Here is a 22,140-nt window from a genome sequence, read left to right as displayed (position 1 = left end):
GCGGCCGGCATCGAGCCCGCGGTGCTGCCGCCGGCGCCCGCGCCGGTCCAGGCGTCCGTCCCGGCCGCCGCCCCGGCGGCTCCCGAGCCTCTGGAACTGGAGGCGAACCAACCGCAGGCCGGATATGTCCAGCAGACCCCGGAGCACACCGAGGCACAGGCCCTGGCACGGGCGCAGACGCAAATGCCGCAGGCGCCGGCACTGTCACCGGCATTCCAGGATGCCAGTGACAGTGGTCTGTTCGCGGACGCCTACCAGTCGTGGGTTGCCCAGTTCCTCATGGCGCCCACGCCAGGCCAGTTCGCGCTGTTCCTACGCGACCGGTTCGCTATCACAACAGCAGCAGGAGACCCCCTGTCCGATGAACAGCTGTCCCCCATTCTGGCCAGCCTGCAGCAGCGCTACGAGCCGACCACCACGACCACTGCTGCTGAGGGCGGGCGTGCCAGTGATGACGTGGACTGGGAGGAGTTCTTCTACCGGGCCTGGATCGACTTCGCGCATGAGTACGGCAGATACCCGGACGCGGCCGCCCTGGCCCGCTACGTCTTCGAGCGCGACGGCATCACCACCACGGCCGGCGAACCCCTCGTCGCGCAAGACCTCCACACCTTCGTCCACGCCTTTCAGCAGCGTGACTTCGGTGACGGCGGACCACCCACCGGCGAGACGGTGACCGAGGTGGGCGAAACGAAGAACGCTCCGGATCCTGCCCCCACGGTGGCGCCTCCTGCCAGCACGGGAGCGCACGCCGCCGAGGAGGTACCCGGCCCGAAGGTGAACGCATCCATCGACGAGCAGCAACCATCTGTGAGCGAGGACAACGCCCTCACCGTGGTCGACCGGTACTACCTCGCGTGGAAGAACTACGAGAACGTGCACGGCCAGGAGCCCACAGACAAGCAACTCTCCACAAGCCTCGCCAACGAAGGCGTGACCAGCCGCGGCGGCAACCCCGTCAGCCCATCTACGCTGCGCCGCTACTTCCTTCCTTTCCGCATGTACCACGTCTGGGCCGACCACCGGATAGGCGCGGACAGTCCCTCTGCCGAGAGCGTGGCCCAGGACTGCGCCCTTCGGGGAATCACCGCCCAATACAACAGACCCACTACCGGCGAGGACATAGCCAAGCAGGCCGACGACTTCGAGCGCCGCTGGCGCGCCATCACGAACAATGCCAGCGAAATGTAGTCCAGTCAGGTGGACGGCCAGGCGGGCGTCTCGGGGGCGCTCCGCCGTTCATCGTGCGGGACACGACCAACAGAAGGTGGCGCGGTGCATCGTCAGCTGCCAGCGTGCAGCATGTCGCCTGGTCGAGGTAGTCGCACAGATCGGGCTCGGGCGGCTCCTACTACCTGACCTCTCCAGTGGAAGCTGCCAGGCCCAGTTCCTTGGGCTGTCTGATCCGCTCCTCGCGCGTGACCCACGATCAGTCTCAGTGGGAGGCAACCCGGTGATCACGAAGTGCCTTGGCGGAGACGTTCTTGCTGCACTTCAGGCAGCCTGACCGCAGTGCCTTTGCGGTCCGGCGATCGCGGGAAATCCGTATGGGCGCCTCCCGGACTGGCCGCAAGGTCCGAAAGCAGCCACGCACGAGCCCTTGGAGCAGCTGGGCGCGGCTGGCCGAGGACGGCTGGCCGAGGATGTCGCTGAACCAACCCGGCAGAAGTTCGAGCCGGGAAGACGGTGTGGCGTTCGGGCATCGAACTCGCTCATGGTGAGCGGTCCGGACAGCCCGTGGGGGCCGATGAAGTGCGGTGCGCAGGGCTGACGGGTCCGCCCACTGGTTGCTGCTCGCTCACCGGCAATGGTCGGCCAGCGACAGCAGCAGGTGGGCGGACTCTGGGCGCAGATGATCCGAGTGAGCGCCGGCAGGGCCGCGCCCGCTCACGAAGACGTCACTGGCATCGACGCTCACGAATCGATGATCGAGGGCGGCGAGCGGGTACGGCTCGCCTGGCGGCAGCATCTGGACCGCGGAGACCGGTATGGGCGCGGTCCCGATGCCCGCGTACCCAATGCCGACCCGCCGCTCCGCCCGCATATGCCAGAAGCCGGTGGCGCGGTCGTGCTGCGAGTACGTGGCGACGACCGGCCCGCGCAGGGGTGCTTCGGCGAGCGCGGTGAAGGTGGCGGCGAAGGCGTCGCGCGGAGCAGCCATCTGCAGCAGCAGCATCGAGTCGACGGTGAAGGGCCGGTCCGGCTGCAGCGGAGCGCTCCAGCCCAGGGTGCGCGGCTCGTCGGCCGCCCATTGGACGGCCTCACACAGGAACCGGCAGCCGAACGAGTGGCCGATCAGGTGTAGGTACTGGCCGTCCCGGTTGGCGAGCACGGGTGGCGCGGCCGGATCCTCACGATGCGCGTCCAAATATCCGAGTAGTTGTCCGATGACACGTGCTGCGTGTCCGTCCGTACTCATGGCATGAGCCCGGTCGCGTATACGGCGATAGCCGCCGAGGGAGGGCAGCGAGCGGGACGGCCAGCGGATCAGAACGGTCCAGGGACGCCAAGGCCTCAACCGTGGGTACCGGGCGTGGTCGTACTGTCCCTCTGTCAGCGCCAGCAGTTGCCGGACCGCCGCGAGCGCGGACTCCGGCCCGGTCTGCCACCCATGGACGTAAACGAGCAGGTCCGTGGCCCAGGCAGGCGGGGTGAGCTCCGTGGCGAAGTGGTCCTCGAGACGGTTTGCGGGGACGGGGCGGGGGCCATCGCGTGTCTCGTGGAGGAGCCAGCCGGTAGCGTCGAGATCGATCACGCCTGTCGTCACGGATTACGCTCCAAGCGGCTGTCCATCCCGCAGTGCAGGGTGTAGGCGAGGCCCAGTGGGTTGCGGTATGTGCCTGCGAAGTGCTGTGCCAGGTCGTGCGCGATGGCTCCTGCGGTCTGCTGCCCGCCCAGATACCGCGTCACGTACCCCAGCGCGTACTCGGCCGCAAAGATCTGGGGCATCTCGATCTGCGGCCCCAGCACTCCGGCGGCACCGGCCTGAATGAGTGCGCCGCCCAGATGTGCCAGTTCGGCGCTGCCCGGCATCCCGGCGTAGCAGGCGTTGAGCAGTACGAGGGGGTGGCGGCACAGCAAAGCGCCGGCGTCGGCGCTGCAACGGGCCAGCACGGTCTGCGCGTCAATGTCGCGTCCGTCGCTTAACTGCACCACGAGAAAGGGCGAGTCGGCTCCCTCGGTCCGAAATCGTCCGTGGCACCAGAAGTACATGAACTGCTCGTCCAGCTTTCCCGCCGCGATGTCGTCCACCAGGTCCTGACGGCTGCGACGCTCGCGGAACGTCGTGTCCTTGGCCAGGAGGGCCGCGACGTGGGCGGCTTTGGTCCTTCCCGCGATGTCGACCTCCGTGTCGTGATTCAGGCTCACGCACGGATTGGCCAGGGGCGGTACAGGCCTCCAGGCCACCGGAAGCTCCGGGTGATAGCCACCCGTCTGCTCAATCTGGTGGCGGTGGCCAAGGAAGCGCCGAAAAACCGCGTCAAGTCCGGTGCCCGGCTCCGTGCTCGACGGCAGACAGAGCAGGGACCAGGGCAGAAACAGCACATCGGAGTCGAAGCGGATGCGCAGGTTCTCGCGGCTCAGTATGTCGATCAGTACCTGACGCACCCGTGAGGTGTGCCGGTCTGTGCCGCCAAAGAGGGCTTCGAACAGCAGGTAGGCGCCCTGAGCAGCCAACTCGTCGAGCACCGACCACAGTTCGTTTTCGGGTTCGCCGGTGAGGTCGACCTGCGTCGCGTACGGGAAGTCAGGGCGGTCCGGGATGGGCAGTCCCTCCCCGGTCAGCGGCCGGGCATCGACGAACTCCGCCTTCCAACACTGGCGCAGACGCGCGGCCAGCGCCCGTATGCGCCCCGGCCTGACGTCCAGCCTCGCGCAGGGGTCGCCATGCGGGGAAGCCTGGACGGCGGGGCCGTACAGGCGGACGAGGATCCGGTCTCCGCCGTACTCGTTGAGGGCGACGACCAGGTCGGGGTGCACCGCGGCGGGCGCGGGGAAGCGGGTGAAGTCACGGCTGGGGTTCTGGACGACGTAGTTGTCGAGGACGCGGCCCACGTGATCACTCCCCATCCGTGTGCAGGGCGAACGGGGGGGCGGGCGGGTGTTCACCTGGCCCGCCAGTGACGTGGACCGTCGTTTCGACCTGCTGAAGAACAGTGCCGGTCGCCCAGTCGTGGACGGTGACGCAGATCCGGTGGGTACCGGCCAGTTCGGCGGTGAAGAGGACTTCGGCCGCACCGTCGTCCCCCGACGCCCATGGCCGCAGCGAGACGCTGACCGGCTCGATGACCGCCGGGGTGAGCGGTATTGCCACGGCGGTGAGCGGGGGACACTCGGCGCCCGGCTCCGACCAGGGGTGTTCCGGCCCCGGCTGGACTCGCAGCTGGATTCTTACGGGAGTGCGCGGGGCGGGATGGTCGTCGAGCAGGGTCAGACGGAGTCGGCAGGCAGAGGGGGAGGTGTCGGTGGGGAGGGCGTGAGAGGTACCCAGGAGCACAGGCTTCGACTCCGGCTCCGTCGCATGCCACAGCGTGTTGAAGCGGTTGATCCGTTCCTGGACGTGCTCGCGTACCGTATTCAGCGTGGTCTGGGAGGGGACGAACCGCAGTTCCGGCTCGGTCTCATAGCACAACTCCCCGTCGAAGATAGCGAAGTCGTTCAGGGGAGCCACCCGGGCGCTCGGCTCCAGCTGTGACCGGACCGCGATACGCGCGTCGATGCCGAACATGCGCTGTTTGGCACAGAGGCTCTGGAGGCTCTCGGTGATCTCGCTCTCCTCGTCCACGAGGAACAGCCGCCGTACCTCCGCCCCTCTCTTGATGGCCTGCCCTTGCGCCGCCAGTAAGCGGTTCGCTGGCTCGCTGCACCAGAAGTCCCAGTCGAGGGAGGTGCTCGTGGCGTAGAGCGTCCGCTTGACGCATGTGGTGAGGTCGATCAGCCAATCGTGGTTCTCGCCGGGGCAGTCCACGCTGCCGTTGCTGAGGCTCTCCATCAGCGAGGCGAGCCGGCCAATCTCTTCCTGGGCGAAGGTCTTCACGATCTCCGAGCCCTGGTGGCCAACTTGCGTGTACCTACGAGCCAGCCGGATCATTCCGTCGGAGCGCGGCACCGCACGGTCCACCTGGCTGAACAGCTCGGTCGCGTCGTTGATCCTGGCGAAGTTCTCGTCGACCGCCGCACGTATCTCCAAGTGGTGGAAGGACAGGCTGTCCCGCATCTCGCGGATGCGCCTCGTCTGGCCCTCCTCCATGGCCTCCAGCCGCTTACCGACATCCACGAGGTACTGGATGATCAGAGCCGCGCCACCGAGGACGACCGACACAGTCAGCTGCCACACCTGGTTCTTGTCCTGGAACAGGACGTTGGTCAGCGCCCATGTGCTGCTGGCCACCAGGACCGTGAGCAGTGTCTTCCTGAGCAGGGTTGATATGCGCCGCTCCTCGCGCTGCGAGGCAGGCCGGACTTCCCCTGCCATAGGTCCGTTCATGTCAGTCTCCCCCGCCGGGTGTCTCGTTCATGCTGCCCCCTCAGCGCCTGTGCAGAACCGGTATGGCCGATAAGGCCAGTTGGTCGCGGATGCGCTGGACCCGCACGGCTTGCCCACTCCCGCGTCACCTGCTGCCCGACCACAAAGGTCGCCTTTCAAGCCCCCGCACGCGCAACCGCGTTGGGTCACGGCAAATACGGTTCGCGGGTTCTGGGCGAGGCAGCGACAACCTCGGCTGGGCTGCCCCCGCGCCGCCTTCCGGGACGAGCGCCCCGATGAAGGACTCCTTGACGCGTTTCCCGGGCCTCCAGGTCATCATCCAGTCTCGGGCGGAATTGCCCGGCGCCGGCCCGCCCGTCAGGCGTCACCGGCGGTCGTCAGCTGCTCCAACTGGTTACGCCACGGCGGATTGGGACCGGCGACCGAGCAGGTCAGAGCCGCGACCCGAGCACCGAACCGGCAGGCTTCCGCGACCTCGTCGAGACCGAGATCGGCCAATCGGCCACCGAGGAGTCCGCGGGCGCCGAGATGGTGCAGCAAGCCGGCGGTGAAGGAGTCCCCAGCGCCGACCGTGTCGACGACCCGCGTGGCCGCTGCGGGCACCTGCAGCCGTTCGCCGTCGAGCGAGGCCAGTGCACCATCGGCGCCGAGCGTGATCACGACGAGCCGTACGCCCGCGGCGTGCCAGGTGTCGCACGCCTGCTCGGGGGTGCCCGGCAGGAGGAGTTCCAGGTCGTCCTCGCTCAGGCGCAGGATGTCGGCGAGACCGCACCAACGCGCCAGCCGGGCGCGGTAGGCCTCGGGGCGTACCAGCAGTGGCCGCACGTTGGGATCGATGCTGATGGTGGCCCGCGGAGCCGCCGCCTCCAGGAACTCCTCCACCACCGGCCCGCCGGGCTCGCGTACCAGTGCCAGCGACCCGGTGTGCACACAGGCCGTTTCGGACAGATCCACCCTGGCCAGTTCGCCTGGAGTCCACTGCCAGTCGGCCGTGTTCTGCGCGTGGAACGAGAACGCGGCCTGCCCGGTGGCGTCCAGCTCCGCCACGGCCAGCGTGCTGGGCTCGGCGGCGGCGACGGCGTGCGACAGGTCGACGCCGGACGCCTCCAGGTGGTCCCGGAATAGGCGGCCGAACACGTCGCCGGACAGGCGTGCGAGGAAGCGGGCCGGCGTGCCGAGCCGGGCCAGGGCCACCGCCGTGTTCGCAGGTCCGCCGCCGGGCAGCACCCGCAGAGCGAGTTCGTTCGGGGTCGTTGCCGGTTCGGCGAAGGCGTCCGCGACGCACTCTCCCAGAACGGTGATCTGACGCGGGCTCATGAGCTGCTCTCTCTCGGAAAGGCTCGGAAAGACAGGGCAAAGGGGCGGCGCGGCGACACAGCCACTGACCGGCTGCGCGGAGACGACGGCTACGGACGTTGCCGATTTGTGACGGGTGGAAGGCATTGACGTTGCCGGGATCCAGAGTCCATCATCCTCGCCAGGCAGTGTCAACGATGACATAAGTCAACGATGACACTCCGGCAGCATGCTGATCCCAACCCCGTGCCGCCCGCTATCCCACAGGAGTCGATCATGTCTCGCACCACTCGCCTGTCCTCCTCCCTCCTCAGAGCCGCCGCGGTCACGGGCGTCGCGGCCCTCACCCTGACGGCCTGCGGTTCCGGCTCCGGTTCGGGCTCCACGAGTTCCGGCTCGGGCAGCGTCAAGGTCGGTCTGATCACCAAGACCGACACCAACCCGTTCTTCGTGAAGATGAAGGAGGGTGCGGAGAAGGCCGCCAAGGAGAACGGTGCCCAACTGTCCACCGCTGCTGGCAAGTTCGACGGGGACAACGCCGGTCAGGTCACGGCCATCGAGAACATGGTCGCCGCCGGGGTGAAGGGCATCCTGATCACCCCGAGCGACTCCAAGGCGATCGTGCCCGCGATCCAGAAGGCCCGTGCCAAGGGTGTCCTGGTCATCGCCTTGGACACCCCGACCGAGCCGGAGAGCGCGGTCGACGCCCTCTTCGCCACCGACAACCTCAAGGCCGGCCAGCTGATCGGCGAGTACGCCAAGGCCGCCATGAAGGGCAAGACCGCGAAGATAGCCGCCCTCGACCTGGCGCCGGGCGTCTCTGTCGGTGTCCAGCGGCACAACGGGTTCCTGAAGGGCTTCGGCGCCACCGACGAGGACGTCGTGTGCGCCCAGGACACCGGCGGCGACCAGGCCAAGGGCCAGACCGCGATGGAGAACTGCCTGCAGAAGGCGCCCGGCATCAACGTCGTCTACACCATCAACGAACCGGCCGCGCTGGGCGCGTACACCGCGCTGAAGGCCAAGGGCCGGGAGAAGGACGTCCTGATCGTCTCCGTCGACGGCGGCTGCACCGGCACCCAGGCCGTCAAGGACGGCAAGATCGCCGCGACTTCGCAGCAGTACCCGCTGAAGATGGCCGCCGAGGGCGTCAAGGCCGTCGTGACGTACGCCAAGGACGGCAAGAAGGCTTCCGGTTACACCGACACCGGCGTCACGCTGATCTCCGACAAGGCGCAGGCCGGCGTCACGTCCAGGGACACCTCCTACGGCCTGGAGAACTGCTGGGGCTGAGCCGCCCCGTAGGACCGTACGACAGCGCCACTCCCCTCAGCGGGGCGTCGGCCCGCCTCCCCGACCAGGGACGACCGCCCCCCTTGTCCCGGCTGCGGGGTCCGTGCCCTCGTCCTTCGACGACGGGGGGCTTCGGACCTCGTCCTCCGACAAGGACATCTGTCTTCGACAAGGATTTCGCATGACAGCGACGACCACGCCGTACTCGGAGCTCAAAGCACCGACCACGGCCCGCAGACTGCTCACGGCACCGACCACCGGGCCCCTGGCTGCCCTCCTCCTGGCCTGCGCCTTCTTCTCCTTCTCGACCGACCAGTTCCTGACCGGCGGGAACTTCTCGCTGATCGTGCAGCAGGTCATGGTCGTCGGCATCCTCGCCATCGGACAGACACTGATCATCCTCACGGCGGGCATCGACCTGTCGTGCGGGGCCGTGATGGCGTTCGGCAGCATCGTGATCGCCAAGATGGCGGCCGAGGGCACCCTCCCACCACTCGTCGCGATCGCTCTGGGCCTGGTCGTCTGCGGCGGCTTCGGCCTGCTCAACGGGCTGCTGGTGCAGAAGATCCCGCTGCCGCCGTTCATCGTGACCCTCGGCATGCTCAACGTGGCGTTCGCACTGACCCACATCTACTCCGAGGAACAGACGGTCACCAACCTGCCCGGCCCGCTGACGGCCCTCGGGGAGACCTTCCCCCTCGGCCACACCGACATCACCTACGGCTCCCTGGTCACCATCGCCCTGTTCCTCCTCCTCGCCTACGCGCTGAGCAGCACCGGCTGGGGCCGGCACGTCTATGCCCTGGGCAACAGCGCCGAGGCCGCCCGGCTGAACGGCATCCGTACCTCCCGCCTCACCATCGGCATCTACACCGTGGCCGGTCTGCTGTACGGCGTCGCCGCCCTGCTGCTCATCTCCCGCACCGGAGTCGGCGACCCCCAGGCCGGACAGACCGACAACCTCGACAGCATCACCGCCGTGGTCCTCGGCGGCACCAGCCTCTTCGGCGGCCGCGGCTCGGTCCTGGGCACCTTCATCGGCGTCCTCATCGTCGGCGTCTTCCGCAACGGCCTCCAGCTGATGGGCGTCGCCTCCATCTACCAGACCCTGATCACCGGCATTCTGGTGATCCTCGCGGTGACCGTCGACCAGATCTCCCGGAAGAAGACCCGATGACCGCCACCTCCTCCCCCACGCCCGTGCTGCAGGCCCGCGGCCTGGTCAAGCGGTACGGCCAGGTCACCGCCATCGACGGCGCCGACTTCGACCTGCTGCCCGGCGAGGTCCTCGCCGTCATCGGCGATAACGGCGCCGGCAAGACCAGCCTGATCAAGGCCCTCACCGGCGCGGTGGCCCCGGACGCCGGCGAGATCTGCCTCAACGGCGAACCCGTCGCCTTCTCCGGTCCACAGAGCGCCCGCGCCCACGGCATCGAGACGGTGTACCAGGACCTCGCCGTGGCGGCCTCCATGGACATCGCCTCGAACATGTTCCTCGGGCGCGAGCTGCGCCGCCCCGGCGTTCTCGGCAGTGTCTTCCGCATGCTGGACAAGAAGCGCATGCGCCAGGAGGCCGCCGAGCACATGGCTGACCTGAAGATCGGCCTGCTCTCGCTGACGCAGTCGGTCGAGACGCTCTCCGGCGGACAGCGACAGGCCGTGGCTGTCGCCCGTTCCGTCGCCTGGGCCCGCAGCGTCGTCGTCATGGACGAACCCACCGCCGCTCTCGGCGTCAAGGAGTCCGGTCAGGTCCTGGACCTCATCCGCCGAGTCCGCGACAAGGGCATGCCGGTCGTTCTGATCAGCCACAACATGCCCCACGTCTTCGAGATCGCCGACCGGATCCACGTCCACCGGCTGGGCAGGCGTGCCGCCCTGATCAAGCCTTCCGACTACTCCATGGCCGAGGTCGTCGCCATCATGACCGGCGCGCTCAGCATCGACGAGGCCGGAGATACTGTCGTAGCGGATTCGGAGGCCGCGAAGGCCGCCGGAGTCCAGGCCACCTGACAGCACAACTCAGCTCTCGCAGTTTCCGGCCGAGGCCGCGGCCGGAACCGAGAGCCCTCAGGAGACGGTTTCCTCCATGGCAGCGAACCGACGCCCTACCCTGGCCGATGTCGCCCGAGAAGTCGGCGTCAGCGCCAAGACGGTCTCCCGAGTCCTCAACGAGGACGGACCCGCCTCCGCGCAGACCAGGGAACAGGTACTCGCCGCAGTGGCCAAGCTCGGCTTCCAGCCGAACCTCATGGCCCGCAACATCCGCGTCGGCGGGCCGGACACCACCATCGGCCTGGTCATTCCCGACCTCGCCAACCCCTTCTTCGGAGCCGTGGCCCGCGCCATCGAGGACACTGTCCGCGAACGCGGACTGACACTGCTCATGGGCTCCTCCGCGGACGACCCCGAGCGCGAACGTGCCCTGACGGACAAGTTCCTCGCCCGCCGCGTCAGCATCCTGATCGTCGTTCCGTCCGTCGGCGCCGACCACTCCCACCTCAAGTCCCACCGCGCAACGGGACTACCCGTGATCTTCCTCGACCGACCCGGAGTCGGCCTCGCCACGGACAGCATCGTCAGCTCCAGCCGTGCCGGAGCCCACGACGGCGTCACCCACCTCATCGCCCACGGACACCGGCGCATCGGCTTCGTCGGCGACCTGCCCCTGAAGCTGTACACCCGCCGTGAACGTCTGGCCGGCTACCGCTCGGCGCTGCAGGAAGCCGACATCCCCTACGACCGCTCACTCGTCACCAACGCCCACGACCAGCAAGGAGCCGAGACCGCGACCACCCACCTCCTCAGCCTGGCCGATCCCCCCACCGCCCTGTTCGCCGGCAACAACATCATGGCGCTGGGCATAATCGCCGAACTGGCCCGCAGCAAGCGCAAGGACGTCGCCGTCGTCGCCTTCGACGACGTGGCACTCGCCGAGGCACTCGAGCCGGCCCTGACCGTCGTCGCCCAGGACGCGGAAGAACTCGGCAGAACGGCAGCGACCACCGCGCTGACCCGACTGGACGGGGACCGCTCCCGAGCCCGAACCATCACCGTCCCCACCCACCTGATCGTCCGAGGCTCGGGCGAACTCCCTGTCCCTACGCTGCAGGAAGCCTGACGCACCTCAGCGCCCCGATCGACCTTGGCCAGGCCGCATACCCAGGCGCGCAGGTTCCAGCATTCCTGGACGCCAAGACATCAGAACCCGTACGCAAGTACCCGAATCGTAGGGCTTCGCGTACGGGTTGACGACTGCGATCAGACGTCACCAGGAGCGTCCGGGTGGACGGGGCACGGCCCGAAGCCCGGGCCCTGACTGGCAGGGTGTACGTGGCGACGACCGGCGAGTGAGGCCCACAACAGCTGGCCGAGGGATCGGCGAGGACCTGCACGTGGAGGGCGGGAAGGCGTGTGCACGACGGTCGTTCGGTTCCACCGCCCAGCCGGACGCTTGTACTTCAAGGCGATCGAGCCATTTCACAATCTGATCATTCCCCGCGTTATCGCTAGTGCTGTCCCCCTGACAGCCACCGGTAGACGGCGGCCGCCTTCCCCGGCCAGGTTGTCCGCGTCGCGGATGAGCGGGTCGGCGTGGATGCGGCGACCTCCGTCTGTGCCAGAAGGCAGCGTTGATCGCTGTACAAGGCTGAAAGCGCCGGTCGCATGCTGGTTCCCCTGGACCCGCGCAACACCTCCCGCACCTGCCCCCCGTGCGGGCACGTGTCCGGCGAGAACCGCGCCACACAGGAGAAGTTCGAGTGCGTGAAGTGCGGGCACACCGCCAACGCCGACACAGTCGGCGCACTCAACGTCGCTGTCAGGGCCGGGCTGGCCCTTCCCGACGTGGCCTAGCCACCGACAGAAGAAGCCCCCGGAGTTATCCGGGGGAGCAGTCACTTCTCGCGGCCGGTATCCAGTCGGCGGGCGAGGTCGTGGGCGGTGACGCTGGTGAGGTCCCTGACGGCGCCCCCGACGATCTCGAGGCGGCCGCCGGTGATGGAGGAGGTCACGGCGGGGGTGTCCCAGAGCTTGCCGTCGATGACGATGGCGAATTCGTTGCGCGGGAACGGGGCCGTGGCGAGGGAGCCGGTGAGGGCGGCGAACCGGGTCCGGTCGGCGGAGCCGAGGGTCACCTCGACGTTCCAGGCGCCGTCGATGGTGCTTTTGCCGGCCTTCGCGGAGGCGACACGGACGTCGGTCATGCCCCTGGCCCGGTCGGTGCGGATGCAGAACGCCGGGTGGCTGGCGCTCGCCTGCACGGTGTAGCCGCCGCTGCCATGGGCGCAGGCGTGCTCCGAGGACGAGGTGACCGGCAGGATGGACATCAGGGCCACCTCCTCGGTGTTCCCAGTACCTCCTACGGCGGGCTGAACTTCGTGCCCGTGCTGGGTCGCACCGTCCGCGACGGCCACCCAGGCAGTGGCAACCACAGCGGCGGCGGCGATGCCGACCCCGGCGCGGGCCAGCCGCTGCCGTCGCCGGGCGACTTGCAATGCGCCATCGGCCAGGCCGACCAGATAGGGACCGGCAGCATCACCACCGCTCTCGCGGACATGGGTGTGCAAGGCATCGTGCAGCAACGTTTCGTGCAGCGGGTGTTCGGTCGAGTCGTTCATGCGACGACGCCCCTTCCGGAGGCAGTGGAAGAGGCGACAGCCGACGGCCCTGCCTCGGCCAAGGTGGTGCGGAGAGAGAGGAGGGCCTTGTGGGTCTGGCTGCGGACGGTCCCCTGGGCGACGCCCAGAATCGCGGCGATCTCGGCGTCCGGCCGATCCTCGAAGTAGCGCAGCACGATCACCGCGCGCTGCCGCTTGGGGAGCCGCCGCAGCGCGGTCATGATGTCCTGCCGCTGGACCACGGTGTCGGCCCAGTCGGCGTCATGCGCGGACGGCTGGTCCGGCGGGGTGTCGGTGACCGTCTCCCGTCCCCAGCTGAGCAGGCGGAAGCGGTCCACCTGGGCGTGGTAGAGCGCCCGGCGTACGTAGACCTCCGGCTGCTGCCGGTCACGCAGATGCGACCAACGCCGAGCGGTGGAGGCAAGCGCGCTCTGAAGCAGGTCACGGCCCTGCTCCCAGTCCCCGGTGAGTAGATAGGCCGTGTGCAGCAGCGCTCTCGACCGCGCCGCCACGAACTCGCGGAACTGGCGTTCCTCGTCGGCGTTCAATGCGCCCTCCCTCGTTCCCCCGTAAAGACGGGTACGGAAGGAGGTTCGACTGCCTCTCCAGTCAGACTTTCTCGACCACGATGATTTCGCCGGTCATACCGGGCAGTGTGATGCGGCGATCGCACCCTCTTGCTGCTCCTTTGACATCCTCCGCCCCCTGAAGGGGGCAGAATCCCATCCGTGTCACAGTGCGGCGGGGTGGGTGGTTGACGCTTCTAAGAGCGGGTAACCCCGAGGTCTCCACGTCCTGACACCTCATGTTCTGCGATGTGTTCGATGTTGCGGGCGGCGTTGGTGTCCGCGTTCGCCTCGTATCCGCAGTCGTCTGCCTTGCAGACGAATCGGGCCTGGCTTTCGCGGCTGCCGGGGGTGAACCCGCAGGCGGAGCAGCGCCGGGATGTGTTCGGGGCGGGGACCTTGCCCGGGCGGCCGCCCCGGTCGGTCAGCTTGTATTCCAGCAGGGTGACCGTTCGGCCCCATGCCTCACCGCTGATCGACCTGTTCAGCCCGGCTATCTGCCGGACGTTGGTACCGGGGGCTTCCACGGTGCCCTTGGCGGACTTGACCATGTTGGCGATGGCCAGGTCTTCCACCCCGATGACGCCGAAGGTGTCGGCAAGCTCGGTGGTGGTCTTGTGTGCCCAGTCGAGCGATCGGCGCGTGATCTTTTGCCTGCGCCGTAACCGCGGGAGTCCTTGCCAACGGTTTCGGCGGCCTTCACCGACTGGGAGTCGATCACGGTCGCGACCGCTCGGGGTCGTACTCCTCCAACGGTCCCGGCGCGGGCGGACACGGACGGCGAGCAGTCATCTTCAGCCCCCAGCAAGGCAGTTGACTCCTACCACCGGACTACGACCACCCCGACCTGCCGTCAACCCACGCCACCGCCGGATTTAACGAACTACCGGTAGGTCACTGTGCGGGCGTCATCCGGCGAAGTACACGTCGTTGGTGATGCCCAGACGGCTGGCCAGGGTGGGCGCTGGCCCTCCCCCTCGCCGGGGAAGCCGCCCAGAACCAGGAGGGCGGGCCGGATGGGTGCACTCTCGCGGAGAGCGGCGGGAACTTCGCCGGGCAGGTCCAGTGCGCGGAACAGCGTCGCGCACAGGCTGGTGAGGGTGGCTCCCTTGCGGCATTCGAGCCAGACCGTGTTCCGCGGGGCGAGGTCGCGCAGGTTGGTGTTGACGGCGAGGGTTTTGCGCAGGCCGACGTCGCCGTGGATGCAGCTCATGGCCTCAGAGCGATCCAGATGGTCTCGCTCTCCCGGATGACGTACATCGCATCCTTGTGCACGTTCTGATGGGGCGCGCTCGAAGGCGGGTGTCGTGACGGCGTGTTGCCGCTGTTCAGTACGAGTACCTGCGGGAAGCGTCCAAATCGCGGCTTGTCCACCGTGAATGCGGGCACCGGTACGCCGGGAGGTGTTACCCGTGACTCGATCACCGGGAATGCATGATCCGCCGGCCTGGACCAGGCCGGGTGCCCGCTGGGTCTCCTGGATGTGCTGGCCGATGCTGTGCTTGTGCGCCGGCCTGATGGTCTGGCGAATAGTCCAAGGCTCTGCAGGCCACGCCGTCTACCCGGCTCTCATGGTCGTCATTTTCGGCAGCCTGCTGATCTTGAATCGGGCTAAGCGGCGACCGCGCGCCGGACAGCCGTAACGCGTCCGTCCGCGCTTCTGGCGCTCGCGGAGCGGGCGCCGTGAGGATCTCGGCGTGATGACTTGCCGCCGGACAGGGATGTCACCTGAGCTCCACTGAGTACGAGCTTCCGCTGAACTCCCAGCCGTCGGTGCCTTCGCCGATGTCGGCGACGATGACGTCGTCGATGAAGCGGTCCTCGAAATCGTCATCACGCAGGTCGCCGGCCAGCCACAACGCCTCGATGTCGCTCCAGTCGCCGCGACTCCCGTCGATCCGCAGAGGGGCAGCGCGGCGGGTGCCACGTTCGCGTTCGTCGTTGCCGGTCCTGACCTTGCCGCTGATCTCGAACTGGCCGTTCTTCACCTGGTCGGGGATGGGTTCGGCGGGGACGATGGCGACGTTCTCGTACGCGGTGTGGATGAGGTCGCGGTAGCTGCGGCGGACGTTGTACTCGGGATCCGACAGCCACTTGAACAGGGTGTCTGGTTGGACAGCGAGGCCGGCGGTCTCCAGGGCCTCGTAGCCGCGTCTGGTCCCGGTGAGTTGGCTGAGCTGGGCGTGCCAGTGTTTGGCGCTGTAGGAGGACAGCCGGTGGCGCGGGGTGACCCGGGTGCGCAGGAGGTCGCCCAGGGCGGCGCCGAGGGATTCCCCGCGGCCTGTGGGGCCGGCCATCAGTCGTCACCTACGGGAATGAACTCGCCGCGCTGGATGAACTTGGCCTTCACTTCGCCGAACCCCGTCCCGATCCGGTACGTGCCGGGCGGGGTGTCCTGGGGGGTCCAGAAGATCGCAGCGTCGACGTTGCGCAGGGCGATGAGCGTGTGGCCCTCCTGGACGGCCTTGAAGGCCACCGTCCAGTGGCGGACGGATGCTTCGGCGACCATGCTCATGCGCCAGTCCGGCCGCCAGAACGGCGACCGCTGATCCGGACGCTTGGGCCACAACAGACGCAGCGCGATCGACAGGCGGGTCTTGTAGTTCTTGTACGGCTCCCCGCCCACTTGGACGAGCTCGGTGCGGGCTTCGCGGGCCGCGGCGTAGAACGGCTTGAACAGGGACTCGTTGGCCTTGCCGGTCCAGGAGTCGTGGATGGTCACGGGTGCGGTGAGGTGGCCGTCGCGGTGGAGGCGTTCGAGCTGCTTGATGTGGGGGGTGGTGACCCACACGCGGCCCTGGTCGTCGGGCCGGTCGACGAGCCGGCCGAGGGGGTGGGGCATGCCCGGGAAGTTCCATTCCGGGATGTCGATGAGGTAGATGCCGGCCTGGGTCCTGTCGAACGCGGTCAGGGGGCCGGTGTGCAGGAGCTTGTTCGGGGCGAGCGGGACGGCCGAGCAGGCGGAGGGGTAGCTGCCGTTGCGGTCGATCAGGCACATCACGCCGTCGCCGAAGGACGCGGGGACATCGAGCTGGTCACGGCGGACGCGCTTGCCGTTGTCGCGGATGTGCGCGACGCGACTGCTGGTGACGTCGGGGTGGACCCAGCTGGGCTCGCCCGCCATGTCCTCACTGATCAACGGCCAGGGTCCGTCTTCCCGTTCCTCGGAGCGGATGACGGGGATCGGGTGCATCTTCGACCGGCTTACCGCGTCCTTGAGGATCCTCAGGGCGGGGAAGACCGCTCCCTCCGGCTCGTCCTCCTCGTCACCGGGGACCAGGCCGTCATCGTCATCTCGTCGGGCATCGTCCGAGGCGGTGCCGTCGTCCGCGGCGGGCCGGGCGGTGGGAGCGTCCGGCTGCCCGGTGCTGTCGGTGGGGGCAGGTGTGTTGTAGGCATGCAGCGCGGCGGCCAGACGGTGGCCCACGGCACTGTCGGGCAGGTGCAGTTCGGCGGTGGCCATGGCCTGCAGGGGGGCGCGGAGTTCGTCGAGGTCCTTCACCTGGCCGCCTGCGAGCGCGGTGCGCAGGGCCGCGAGCAGACGGGTCGCCTCCGCGGGCAGTGTCTTGATGGCACCGGAGGTGAAGGGGAGGGCGGCGTCGGCGAGTTCACGGTCGGCGGCGGTGCCCATCAGGTCCGGGACAGTGTCGGCGGCCGCGGGAGTGCCGGTGGCGGGCGCAGCGGGTGCGGGGGTGGTGTCGAGGAAGCGGGCGTGGGCGAGGTCGGGGCGCAGGGTGGTGCTGCCGATGATGCCCAGGTCGCGTTCGGCGATGGTCACGGTCGTGATCGGTTGGCCGGGGGCCGTGGTGAGGGTGAGGATGACGTCGGCATCCAGCAGGTTCACGATGGCGGGGTCGTCGGTGTCCAGGACCGCGAGGACCGGTACGTGCTGGGTGCGGGCCAGTTCGCGCAGGATCTGGCTTGCTTCTGGAAGGTGTTCGCCGGACAGGGGCAGGTGCGGGTTGCGGGCCCGCTGCAGCCGGTCCACGACCACCAACGCCAGGTCGTCGGTGAGCGGAGCCGTGTCTGCGATGGCTTCCGCGGTCAGGTCGCTGCCGTCGTCGATGAGCAGCGGGGCGTGGCGGAGTCGTTCGACGACTTCCTGCTCGTGGGGGGTGAGGACGCCGGTCTTGAGGCGGGCGTAGTCGCCGTCGGCTTCTGCGGCGATGATGCGGCGGGTGATGTCGGCGCTGTTGGGGCCTGATGCCGCGTACAGGACACGCCCGTTGCGGACGAGCGCGGTGTGCCGGGCCGCCGCGAGACCGATCAGGCTGCCGCCCACCTGGGGCTCGGCCGCAACCAGGACCAGACGGCCCGGCTGCAGGCCACCGGTCGCCTCGTCCAAGCCCGCCAGGCCGAAGGAGAGGCCGGGGGCGGGTCCGCAGGAGAGGACCTCGCCGATGGCGTCGCCGAGGGTGGCGAGCCGGCGTCCGCGCTCACGGCCGGGACTGGACTGGCTGTTCACCGCACCTCCTGCGGATGCCGCGTCCTGCGCGGCCGAGTCGGATGGAGAGCCGCCGATCGGCCCGTCGACAGGCAACAGGACCGCAACCGGGGTCTTGTAGCGCTTCAGCACCTGAGGCCGTCCCTGCGCAGCCAGCGCAACGAGATCACCGAGGTCCCTCTGCGCCGAACCAAGGGGATGCGCGGGCAGCCCGTTGCCGTCCGGGTGCCGAGCCGCAGGAAACCGGTCAAGTGGCGCCAGCAGGGCACGCACGCCACGATTGTCGATCACTGTCGACCGGCCGTCTGAGCCCTCAGTCAGTTTCACCAGAGCGTGCAGCTCCTCGCGGGCCTCGGTCACATTCCTGACGGCCCGAGCGTGCTCACTTTCAGGCACCTGTGCCACTGCCTCACCCTCCAAACTCGTCACCACCATAACAGTAAGTAACCACTTGTAGAGGCAAGTTAATAACTATTGGCGCTCTAAGTAATACTTCCTGTGGGGTAGTGGGGGCTGGTGCCCCGTGGCCGCGAAGAGCACTCAATGCACCGCTGACGGAGCGAGCTCCACTACGGCGCGCAGCTGGACGGCTGGGCCGAGAACCTCCGGCCCCGCGCTGGTCGTACGCGGTTCTGCTGATGGCTTGCAACCCGGCTGGGAGAGTGCGGCTCCGTGATGCCGCCCAAGGGATGGCCTTGGCCGGAGACCAAGACACCACCAAGGTGTCGAAGCCTCGTGGAGCCGACCACAAGACCCGCACCACCGTCCCCGCCCCACGGCGGGGACGGGGCGGGCAGGCGGCGCAACCCTGCCGCACCAGCGGCAGACGGAAACGAGAGACCGTACTCAAACCCCAAGCCCCCGGCTTCGATGACGTGACGGACCATCCGGGCCGAAATACCCGGATTGCTAATAGTCGCTGAGGCTCAAGTAACGGCATTCCATGCCCGGTCCCCAACGAGAGGGCCAGGCCCGGCGGTTGCGGATACGGCTGTGTCTCAGCAGATCTCGGTGTCGCCCCGCCTTGGCACCGCCCCGTTCCCACCGACGCTCGGTCCAAGATTCCGTCGGCCTTTCCGGTCACGGTCGCCGTCATGCGGAGCTCCCGCAGCGACCCATCCGGCTCGACCTGCTCGGCGGGCAGAGGCCGCGAACCCGGATCGGGCGTTGACGTGCTCGGCCGGCACCAAGGAGGCGTCACCTGCTGACCGCGAGCACTGGATCCGGCATGCAACAGCCCCGGGATCGGGCAGCGCGGGTCTCCTACGCGGTGAATCCGAGGGTCAGGAGACGCGCAGGAGGGTGGTGGCGGGGCGGATCGCGTCGGGTCCGAACTTGGCGCGGATGCGGTCGCTGACTTCTTCGGCGAGGAGGCGGGCTTCGCGTGCCTGGTCGAGGCTGATCTGCTCGGCTACCTGGTCGGCGGCAAGGAGGTCTTCTCCTTTCAGGGTGATCTGGGTAATCCGGCCGCGCTGGAGTCCTGCCGCGTCGATCAGCCGGTACGCCATCGTGCGCAGGTCGTCGTCGTGCGCGGAGGCCTCGGCGAGACGGCGGGTCTTCTCCCACGTGGTGCCGCCGGCGAAGCGCAGGGTCAGGGTGAGGCCGCGGGCCACCTGGTCGCGGCGGCGCAGCTGCAGGGCAAGGGTGACGACCACGTCGAGCAGGGCCGCGCGGACCGCGGCACCGTCCAGGGTGTGCCGGGGAAAGGCGCGGCTGACGCTTGCCGTGGCGGGCAGGGTGCGTGGGACGACGGGTCGGGGGTCGATGCCGCGGGCCCGGTCGGCGGCCTGTCGTCCTGCCCGGCCGCCCAGGAGGCGATGGACGGTGGCGGGCGGGATCGCGGCGAGCAGACCGATGCGGTGGACGCCGTAGTCGTGCAGGGCTTGGGCCTGGCGGGGGCCGATACCATGCAGGGCCTCGACCGGTAGCGGTCCGAGCCAGTCCGCCACCCGGTCGGGAGTGACGGCAAGGACGCCGCCCGACTCGGTGATCTGGCCGGAGGCGGTGGCCGCAACGGTGATGGACGGGCCGATCCCGACACGGATGTCGACGCCCAGCCGGGAGATGGTCCGTACCCGCAGCATCTCCCCCAGCCGGGCGGCGTCCATGCCGTGGTAGCGCAGCGCTCCCCTGAGCTCCGCCAGGGCGGCCGTCGGGGGCAGCGCCTGGACGACCGGGGACAGCTCCGCCATCTGCTCGAGGACCTGCCGGTAGGCGTCCTCCCCCAGCCGGTCCGGGCAGCGCACATGCATCACGCTCGCCACCCGCCGTACTTCAGTCCCTGTCTCCACAGCACCCACCTCCTCCACCCACATTATCGAACTAGAATTCGAACACGCGAGATGGCGAGCAGAATGGCTCATGGATCTAGAATCGGAACTATGTTCGACGACCTGCCGCCTGACCTGGCGCGACTGCTCACCCTGCGGGTGTGGCACGCCATGTGGCTGCAGCGCATCGACGCCAAGATCTCCGCTCTTCAGGAGCGGGAGGCCGAACGGGAACAGGGCCGCAGGAACCGGCCCGAGGAGCCGGATTGGGTCGTCGAGCTCGGCATCGGCAACGGCCGTCCGCCCATCGAGGTGCATGTGGGCGGCTGCTACGCCGCGGGCAAACGCCGGCGCCCCGTCCCGCGTGACGAAGCGCGCCGGCTCCTCACTGCGGGTGTACGTGCCTGCGGTCACTGCCAGCCGGACACCGCGCTGGAGATCCTCGACTTATCCGCCGGCCCGGCCCTCTCCACCGCAATGCACCGACCGGCACCCTGCACCTTCTGCGTTCGCGGTGCTTGATTCATAAATCACTATGAACAGGACGCTCTGATGACCAGCGCTCCCCCACCGCCGATCAGCGAACCGGACCCCTCCACCTTCACCTGCCCCACCAGCCTGGTCGGCCCGTGTTCCGGCTGTCAGCGGCACACCCACAAATACGGCAACGGCGGCATGCCCCTCTGCCAGTGGTGCCTGACCCCCGTCCAAGAGAACCGGGGCTCCAACGTCCGCTTCACCAACACCCGCCCGACAAGCATTTGATGCGGAACGGCCCAACAGCCGGGCTGGCGCATCTCGGCAACTGCTCCACCGTCGACAGACGGCCGCGCCTTGCCCCACACGACGAAGCCCGTCGGCTCCCCCTCGGGCGTGCGCGTCAACAGTCACTGCGAGCCCGACAGCCATCTGTGCACCTCACCTGCCCAACCACGGGGATCAACGACCGGCCGGGGAGCCGGCGGGCCCGCCGTCGAACGGCTCGGGGTTCCCGCCGACCTCTCTCCCCGTAGCGCGGCGAGGCCTCGCCGCGCTTTGACCTGCGACTACTTCTAGGCTGAAGGCCTCGGGGCTTGTCGCGGAGGTCTCCCATGCCCCGAACCGTCTGGTCCGGCGCCATCTCCTTCGGCCTGGTCACGGTCCCGATCCACGTGGTCAGCGCCAAGGAGGACCACTCCATCCACTTCCACCAGGTCCACCTGGAGGACATGGGCCGGGTACGGAACCGCAAGATCTGCGAGATCGAAGACCGTGAGGTGGCCCAGTCGGAAATCGGCAAGGGTTACCAGTGGGGCAAGGACACGATCATCCCGGTTCTCGACGAGGAACTGCGGGAGATACCGCTGCCCACAGCGAAAGCCATCGAGATCGAGGCGTTCGTGCCCGTGGACTCCATCGACCCGATCCAGATCGGCGAGGGCTACTACCTCCAGCCCGACGGTCAGGTGGCGGCCAAGCCCTACACCCTCCTGAGGCAGGCCCTGCAGCGGTCCTCGAAGGTGGCCGTCGCGAAGTACGCCTGGAGCGGCCGTGAGCGACTGGGCCTGCTCCGGGTCCGCGACAACGTCATCGTCCTGCACGCGATGCGCTGGGCCGACGAGATCCGCGACCCGTCCCAGCTGAAACCGGAAGAAGTGGAACTCACCGACGACGAGATCGCCCAGGCCGAGCAGCTCATCGACCGGCTGACCCGCGACGACCTGGAAGGCGAGGAGTTCACCGACCGGTACACGCAGGCGGTGGAGCGGCTCATCGATGCGAAGCGGGAGAACCGCGAACCGCCCACGGCCGAGGAGCCCGAGGCGCCTGGACAGGTCGTCGACCTGATGGCCGCACTCAAGGAGTCCGTGGCCAAGGCCCGCAAGTCCCGAGGCGAGGACGCCACCGTCCACGACATGCCCAAGAAGAAGACCACAGCCAAAAAGACAACCGCCACGAAGACGGCAAAGAAGCAGCCCGCCAAGAAGGCAGCCAAGAAGACGACAGCGCGGAAACCGCGGCGCAGCGCCTGAACCTGCTCACCCGGATCCACATCCCACCGCGCGGTCGACGGCCGCAGGGTGGCCCTGCGGCCGAAGGTCTGTCTCGCCGTCTCTCCCGCCGCCGCCCGAAGGGTGGGGCTTGAACCAGTAGAGAAAGTTTGAGTCACGTCGTCCTCGTGGGGGTC

General features: G+C 68.5%; 18 protein-coding genes and 4 pseudogenes. 10 read left to right on the top strand and 12 right to left on the bottom strand.

The window, feature by feature from the left end; all coding sequences use genetic code 11:
* A pseudogene (locus ACWD68_RS39305) lies at positions 1 to 1,191 on the top strand (hypothetical protein); the annotation flags it as partial.
* A gap of 607 nt (positions 1,192 to 1,798) precedes the next feature.
* Here the strand turns inward: ACWD68_RS39305 and ACWD68_RS39300 are convergent.
* The 4 genes from ACWD68_RS39300 to ACWD68_RS39285 all read right to left on the bottom strand — a co-directional run bounded on the left by ACWD68_RS39300 (position 1,799) and on the right by ACWD68_RS39285 (position 6,805).
* Positions 1,799 to 2,767 carry a hypothetical protein gene (locus ACWD68_RS39300; protein ID WP_451811260.1) on the bottom strand — a complete coding sequence of 323 codons (969 nt, stop codon included), beginning with the start codon at positions 2,765 to 2,767 and terminating at the stop codon, positions 1,799 to 1,801.
* A complete protein-coding gene (locus tag ACWD68_RS39295) occupies positions 2,764 to 4,056 on the bottom strand; it encodes a CHAT domain-containing protein (RefSeq protein WP_451811259.1) in 1,293 nt (430 codons plus the stop codon). The genes ACWD68_RS39300 and ACWD68_RS39295 overlap by 4 nt, the downstream gene beginning before the upstream one ends.
* 4 nt (positions 4,057 to 4,060) lie before the next feature.
* Positions 4,061 to 5,476 (bottom strand): hypothetical protein, encoded by a 1,416-nt coding sequence (locus ACWD68_RS39290; RefSeq protein WP_451811258.1) that lies wholly within the window; start codon positions 5,474 to 5,476, stop codon positions 4,061 to 4,063.
* A gap of 369 nt (positions 5,477 to 5,845) precedes the next feature.
* A complete protein-coding gene (locus ACWD68_RS39285) occupies positions 5,846 to 6,805 on the bottom strand; it encodes a carbohydrate kinase family protein (RefSeq protein WP_451811257.1) in 960 nt (319 codons plus the stop codon).
* 255 nt (positions 6,806 to 7,060) lie between these two features.
* On the opposite strand from ACWD68_RS39285, the gene ACWD68_RS39280 reads away from it, so the two are divergent.
* The 6 genes and pseudogenes from ACWD68_RS39280 to ACWD68_RS39255 all read left to right on the top strand — a co-directional run.
* Positions 7,061 to 8,077 (top strand): substrate-binding domain-containing protein, encoded by a 1,017-nt coding sequence (locus ACWD68_RS39280; RefSeq protein ID WP_451811256.1) that lies wholly within the window; start codon positions 7,061 to 7,063, stop codon positions 8,075 to 8,077.
* 181 nt (positions 8,078 to 8,258) lie between these two features.
* Positions 8,259 to 9,254, top strand: coding sequence for an ABC transporter permease (locus tag ACWD68_RS39275; protein WP_451811255.1), 996 nt, complete (start codon positions 8,259 to 8,261; stop codon positions 9,252 to 9,254).
* Positions 9,251 to 10,087, top strand: a complete 837-nt coding sequence (locus tag ACWD68_RS39270; RefSeq protein ID WP_451811254.1) for an ATP-binding cassette domain-containing protein — start codon at positions 9,251 to 9,253, stop codon at positions 10,085 to 10,087. Before ACWD68_RS39275 ends, ACWD68_RS39270 begins: the two co-directional genes overlap by 4 nt.
* A gap of 76 nt (positions 10,088 to 10,163) precedes the next feature.
* Positions 10,164 to 11,195 carry a LacI family DNA-binding transcriptional regulator gene (locus ACWD68_RS39265; RefSeq protein WP_451811253.1) on the top strand — a complete coding sequence of 344 codons (1,032 nt, stop codon included), beginning with the start codon at positions 10,164 to 10,166 and terminating at the stop codon, positions 11,193 to 11,195.
* A 198-nt stretch (positions 11,196 to 11,393) separates the two neighbouring features.
* Positions 11,394 to 11,564 (top strand): annotated as a pseudogene (locus tag ACWD68_RS39260) (DUF2867 domain-containing protein); the annotation flags it as partial.
* Positions 11,565 to 11,719: 155 nt separating this feature from the next.
* Positions 11,720 to 11,929, top strand: a pseudogene (locus ACWD68_RS39255) (zinc ribbon domain-containing protein); the annotation flags it as partial.
* A 41-nt stretch (positions 11,930 to 11,970) separates the two neighbouring features.
* Here the strand turns inward: ACWD68_RS39255 and ACWD68_RS39250 are convergent.
* From ACWD68_RS39250 to ACWD68_RS39215, 8 genes and pseudogenes are all read right to left on the bottom strand, one after another.
* The gene (locus ACWD68_RS39250; RefSeq protein WP_451811252.1) at positions 11,971 to 12,693 is read right to left on the bottom strand and encodes a SecDF P1 head subdomain-containing protein; all 723 of its coding nucleotides are present in this window, start codon (positions 12,691 to 12,693) and stop codon (positions 11,971 to 11,973) included.
* A complete protein-coding gene (locus ACWD68_RS39245; RefSeq protein WP_451811251.1) occupies positions 12,690 to 13,241 on the bottom strand; it encodes a SigE family RNA polymerase sigma factor in 552 nt (183 codons plus the stop codon). Before ACWD68_RS39245 ends, ACWD68_RS39250 begins: the two co-directional genes overlap by 4 nt.
* Before the next feature lie 215 nt (positions 13,242 to 13,456).
* The gene (locus ACWD68_RS39240) at positions 13,457 to 13,834 is read right to left on the bottom strand and encodes a zinc ribbon domain-containing protein (RefSeq protein ID WP_451811250.1); all 378 of its coding nucleotides are present in this window, start codon (positions 13,832 to 13,834) and stop codon (positions 13,457 to 13,459) included.
* Between the two features lie 71 nt (positions 13,835 to 13,905).
* Positions 13,906 to 14,007: pseudogene (locus ACWD68_RS39235) on the bottom strand (IS5-like element IS4811 family transposase); the annotation flags it as partial.
* A gap of 135 nt (positions 14,008 to 14,142) precedes the next feature.
* The gene (locus tag ACWD68_RS39230; protein WP_451811249.1) at positions 14,143 to 14,472 is read right to left on the bottom strand and encodes a hypothetical protein; all 330 of its coding nucleotides are present in this window, start codon (positions 14,470 to 14,472) and stop codon (positions 14,143 to 14,145) included.
* Positions 14,473 to 14,983: 511 nt separating this feature from the next.
* A complete protein-coding gene (locus ACWD68_RS39225; RefSeq protein WP_451811248.1) occupies positions 14,984 to 15,556 on the bottom strand; it encodes a hypothetical protein in 573 nt (190 codons plus the stop codon).
* On the bottom strand, positions 15,556 to 17,724 hold the full coding sequence (locus ACWD68_RS39220; RefSeq protein ID WP_451811247.1) for a DnaB-like helicase C-terminal domain-containing protein: 2,169 nt from the start codon (positions 17,722 to 17,724) through the stop codon (positions 15,556 to 15,558). Before ACWD68_RS39220 ends, ACWD68_RS39225 begins: the two co-directional genes overlap by 1 nt.
* 1,262 nt (positions 17,725 to 18,986) lie before the next feature.
* Entirely contained in the window at positions 18,987 to 19,955 is a 969-nt protein-coding gene (locus tag ACWD68_RS39215; RefSeq protein ID WP_451811261.1) for a DNA polymerase Y family protein, read from the bottom strand.
* A 129-nt stretch (positions 19,956 to 20,084) separates the two neighbouring features.
* Between ACWD68_RS39215 and ACWD68_RS39210 the strand changes: the two genes are divergently transcribed.
* From ACWD68_RS39210 to ku, 3 genes are all read left to right on the top strand, one after another.
* Entirely contained in the window at positions 20,085 to 20,495 is a 411-nt protein-coding gene (locus ACWD68_RS39210) for a DUF6233 domain-containing protein (protein WP_451811246.1), read from the top strand.
* A 30-nt stretch (positions 20,496 to 20,525) separates the two neighbouring features.
* Entirely contained in the window at positions 20,526 to 20,738 is a 213-nt protein-coding gene (locus tag ACWD68_RS39205) for a hypothetical protein (RefSeq protein ID WP_451811245.1), read from the top strand.
* Between the two features lie 326 nt (positions 20,739 to 21,064).
* On the top strand, positions 21,065 to 21,985 hold the full coding sequence (gene ku, locus ACWD68_RS39200) for a non-homologous end joining protein Ku (protein WP_451811244.1): 921 nt from the start codon (positions 21,065 to 21,067) through the stop codon (positions 21,983 to 21,985).
* Positions 21,986 to 22,140 lie beyond the last annotated feature (155 nt).

It is taken from the genome of Streptomyces sp. NPDC005141, from assembly GCF_053599975.1.
This window is presented reverse-complemented; position numbering and strand designations above follow the sequence as displayed.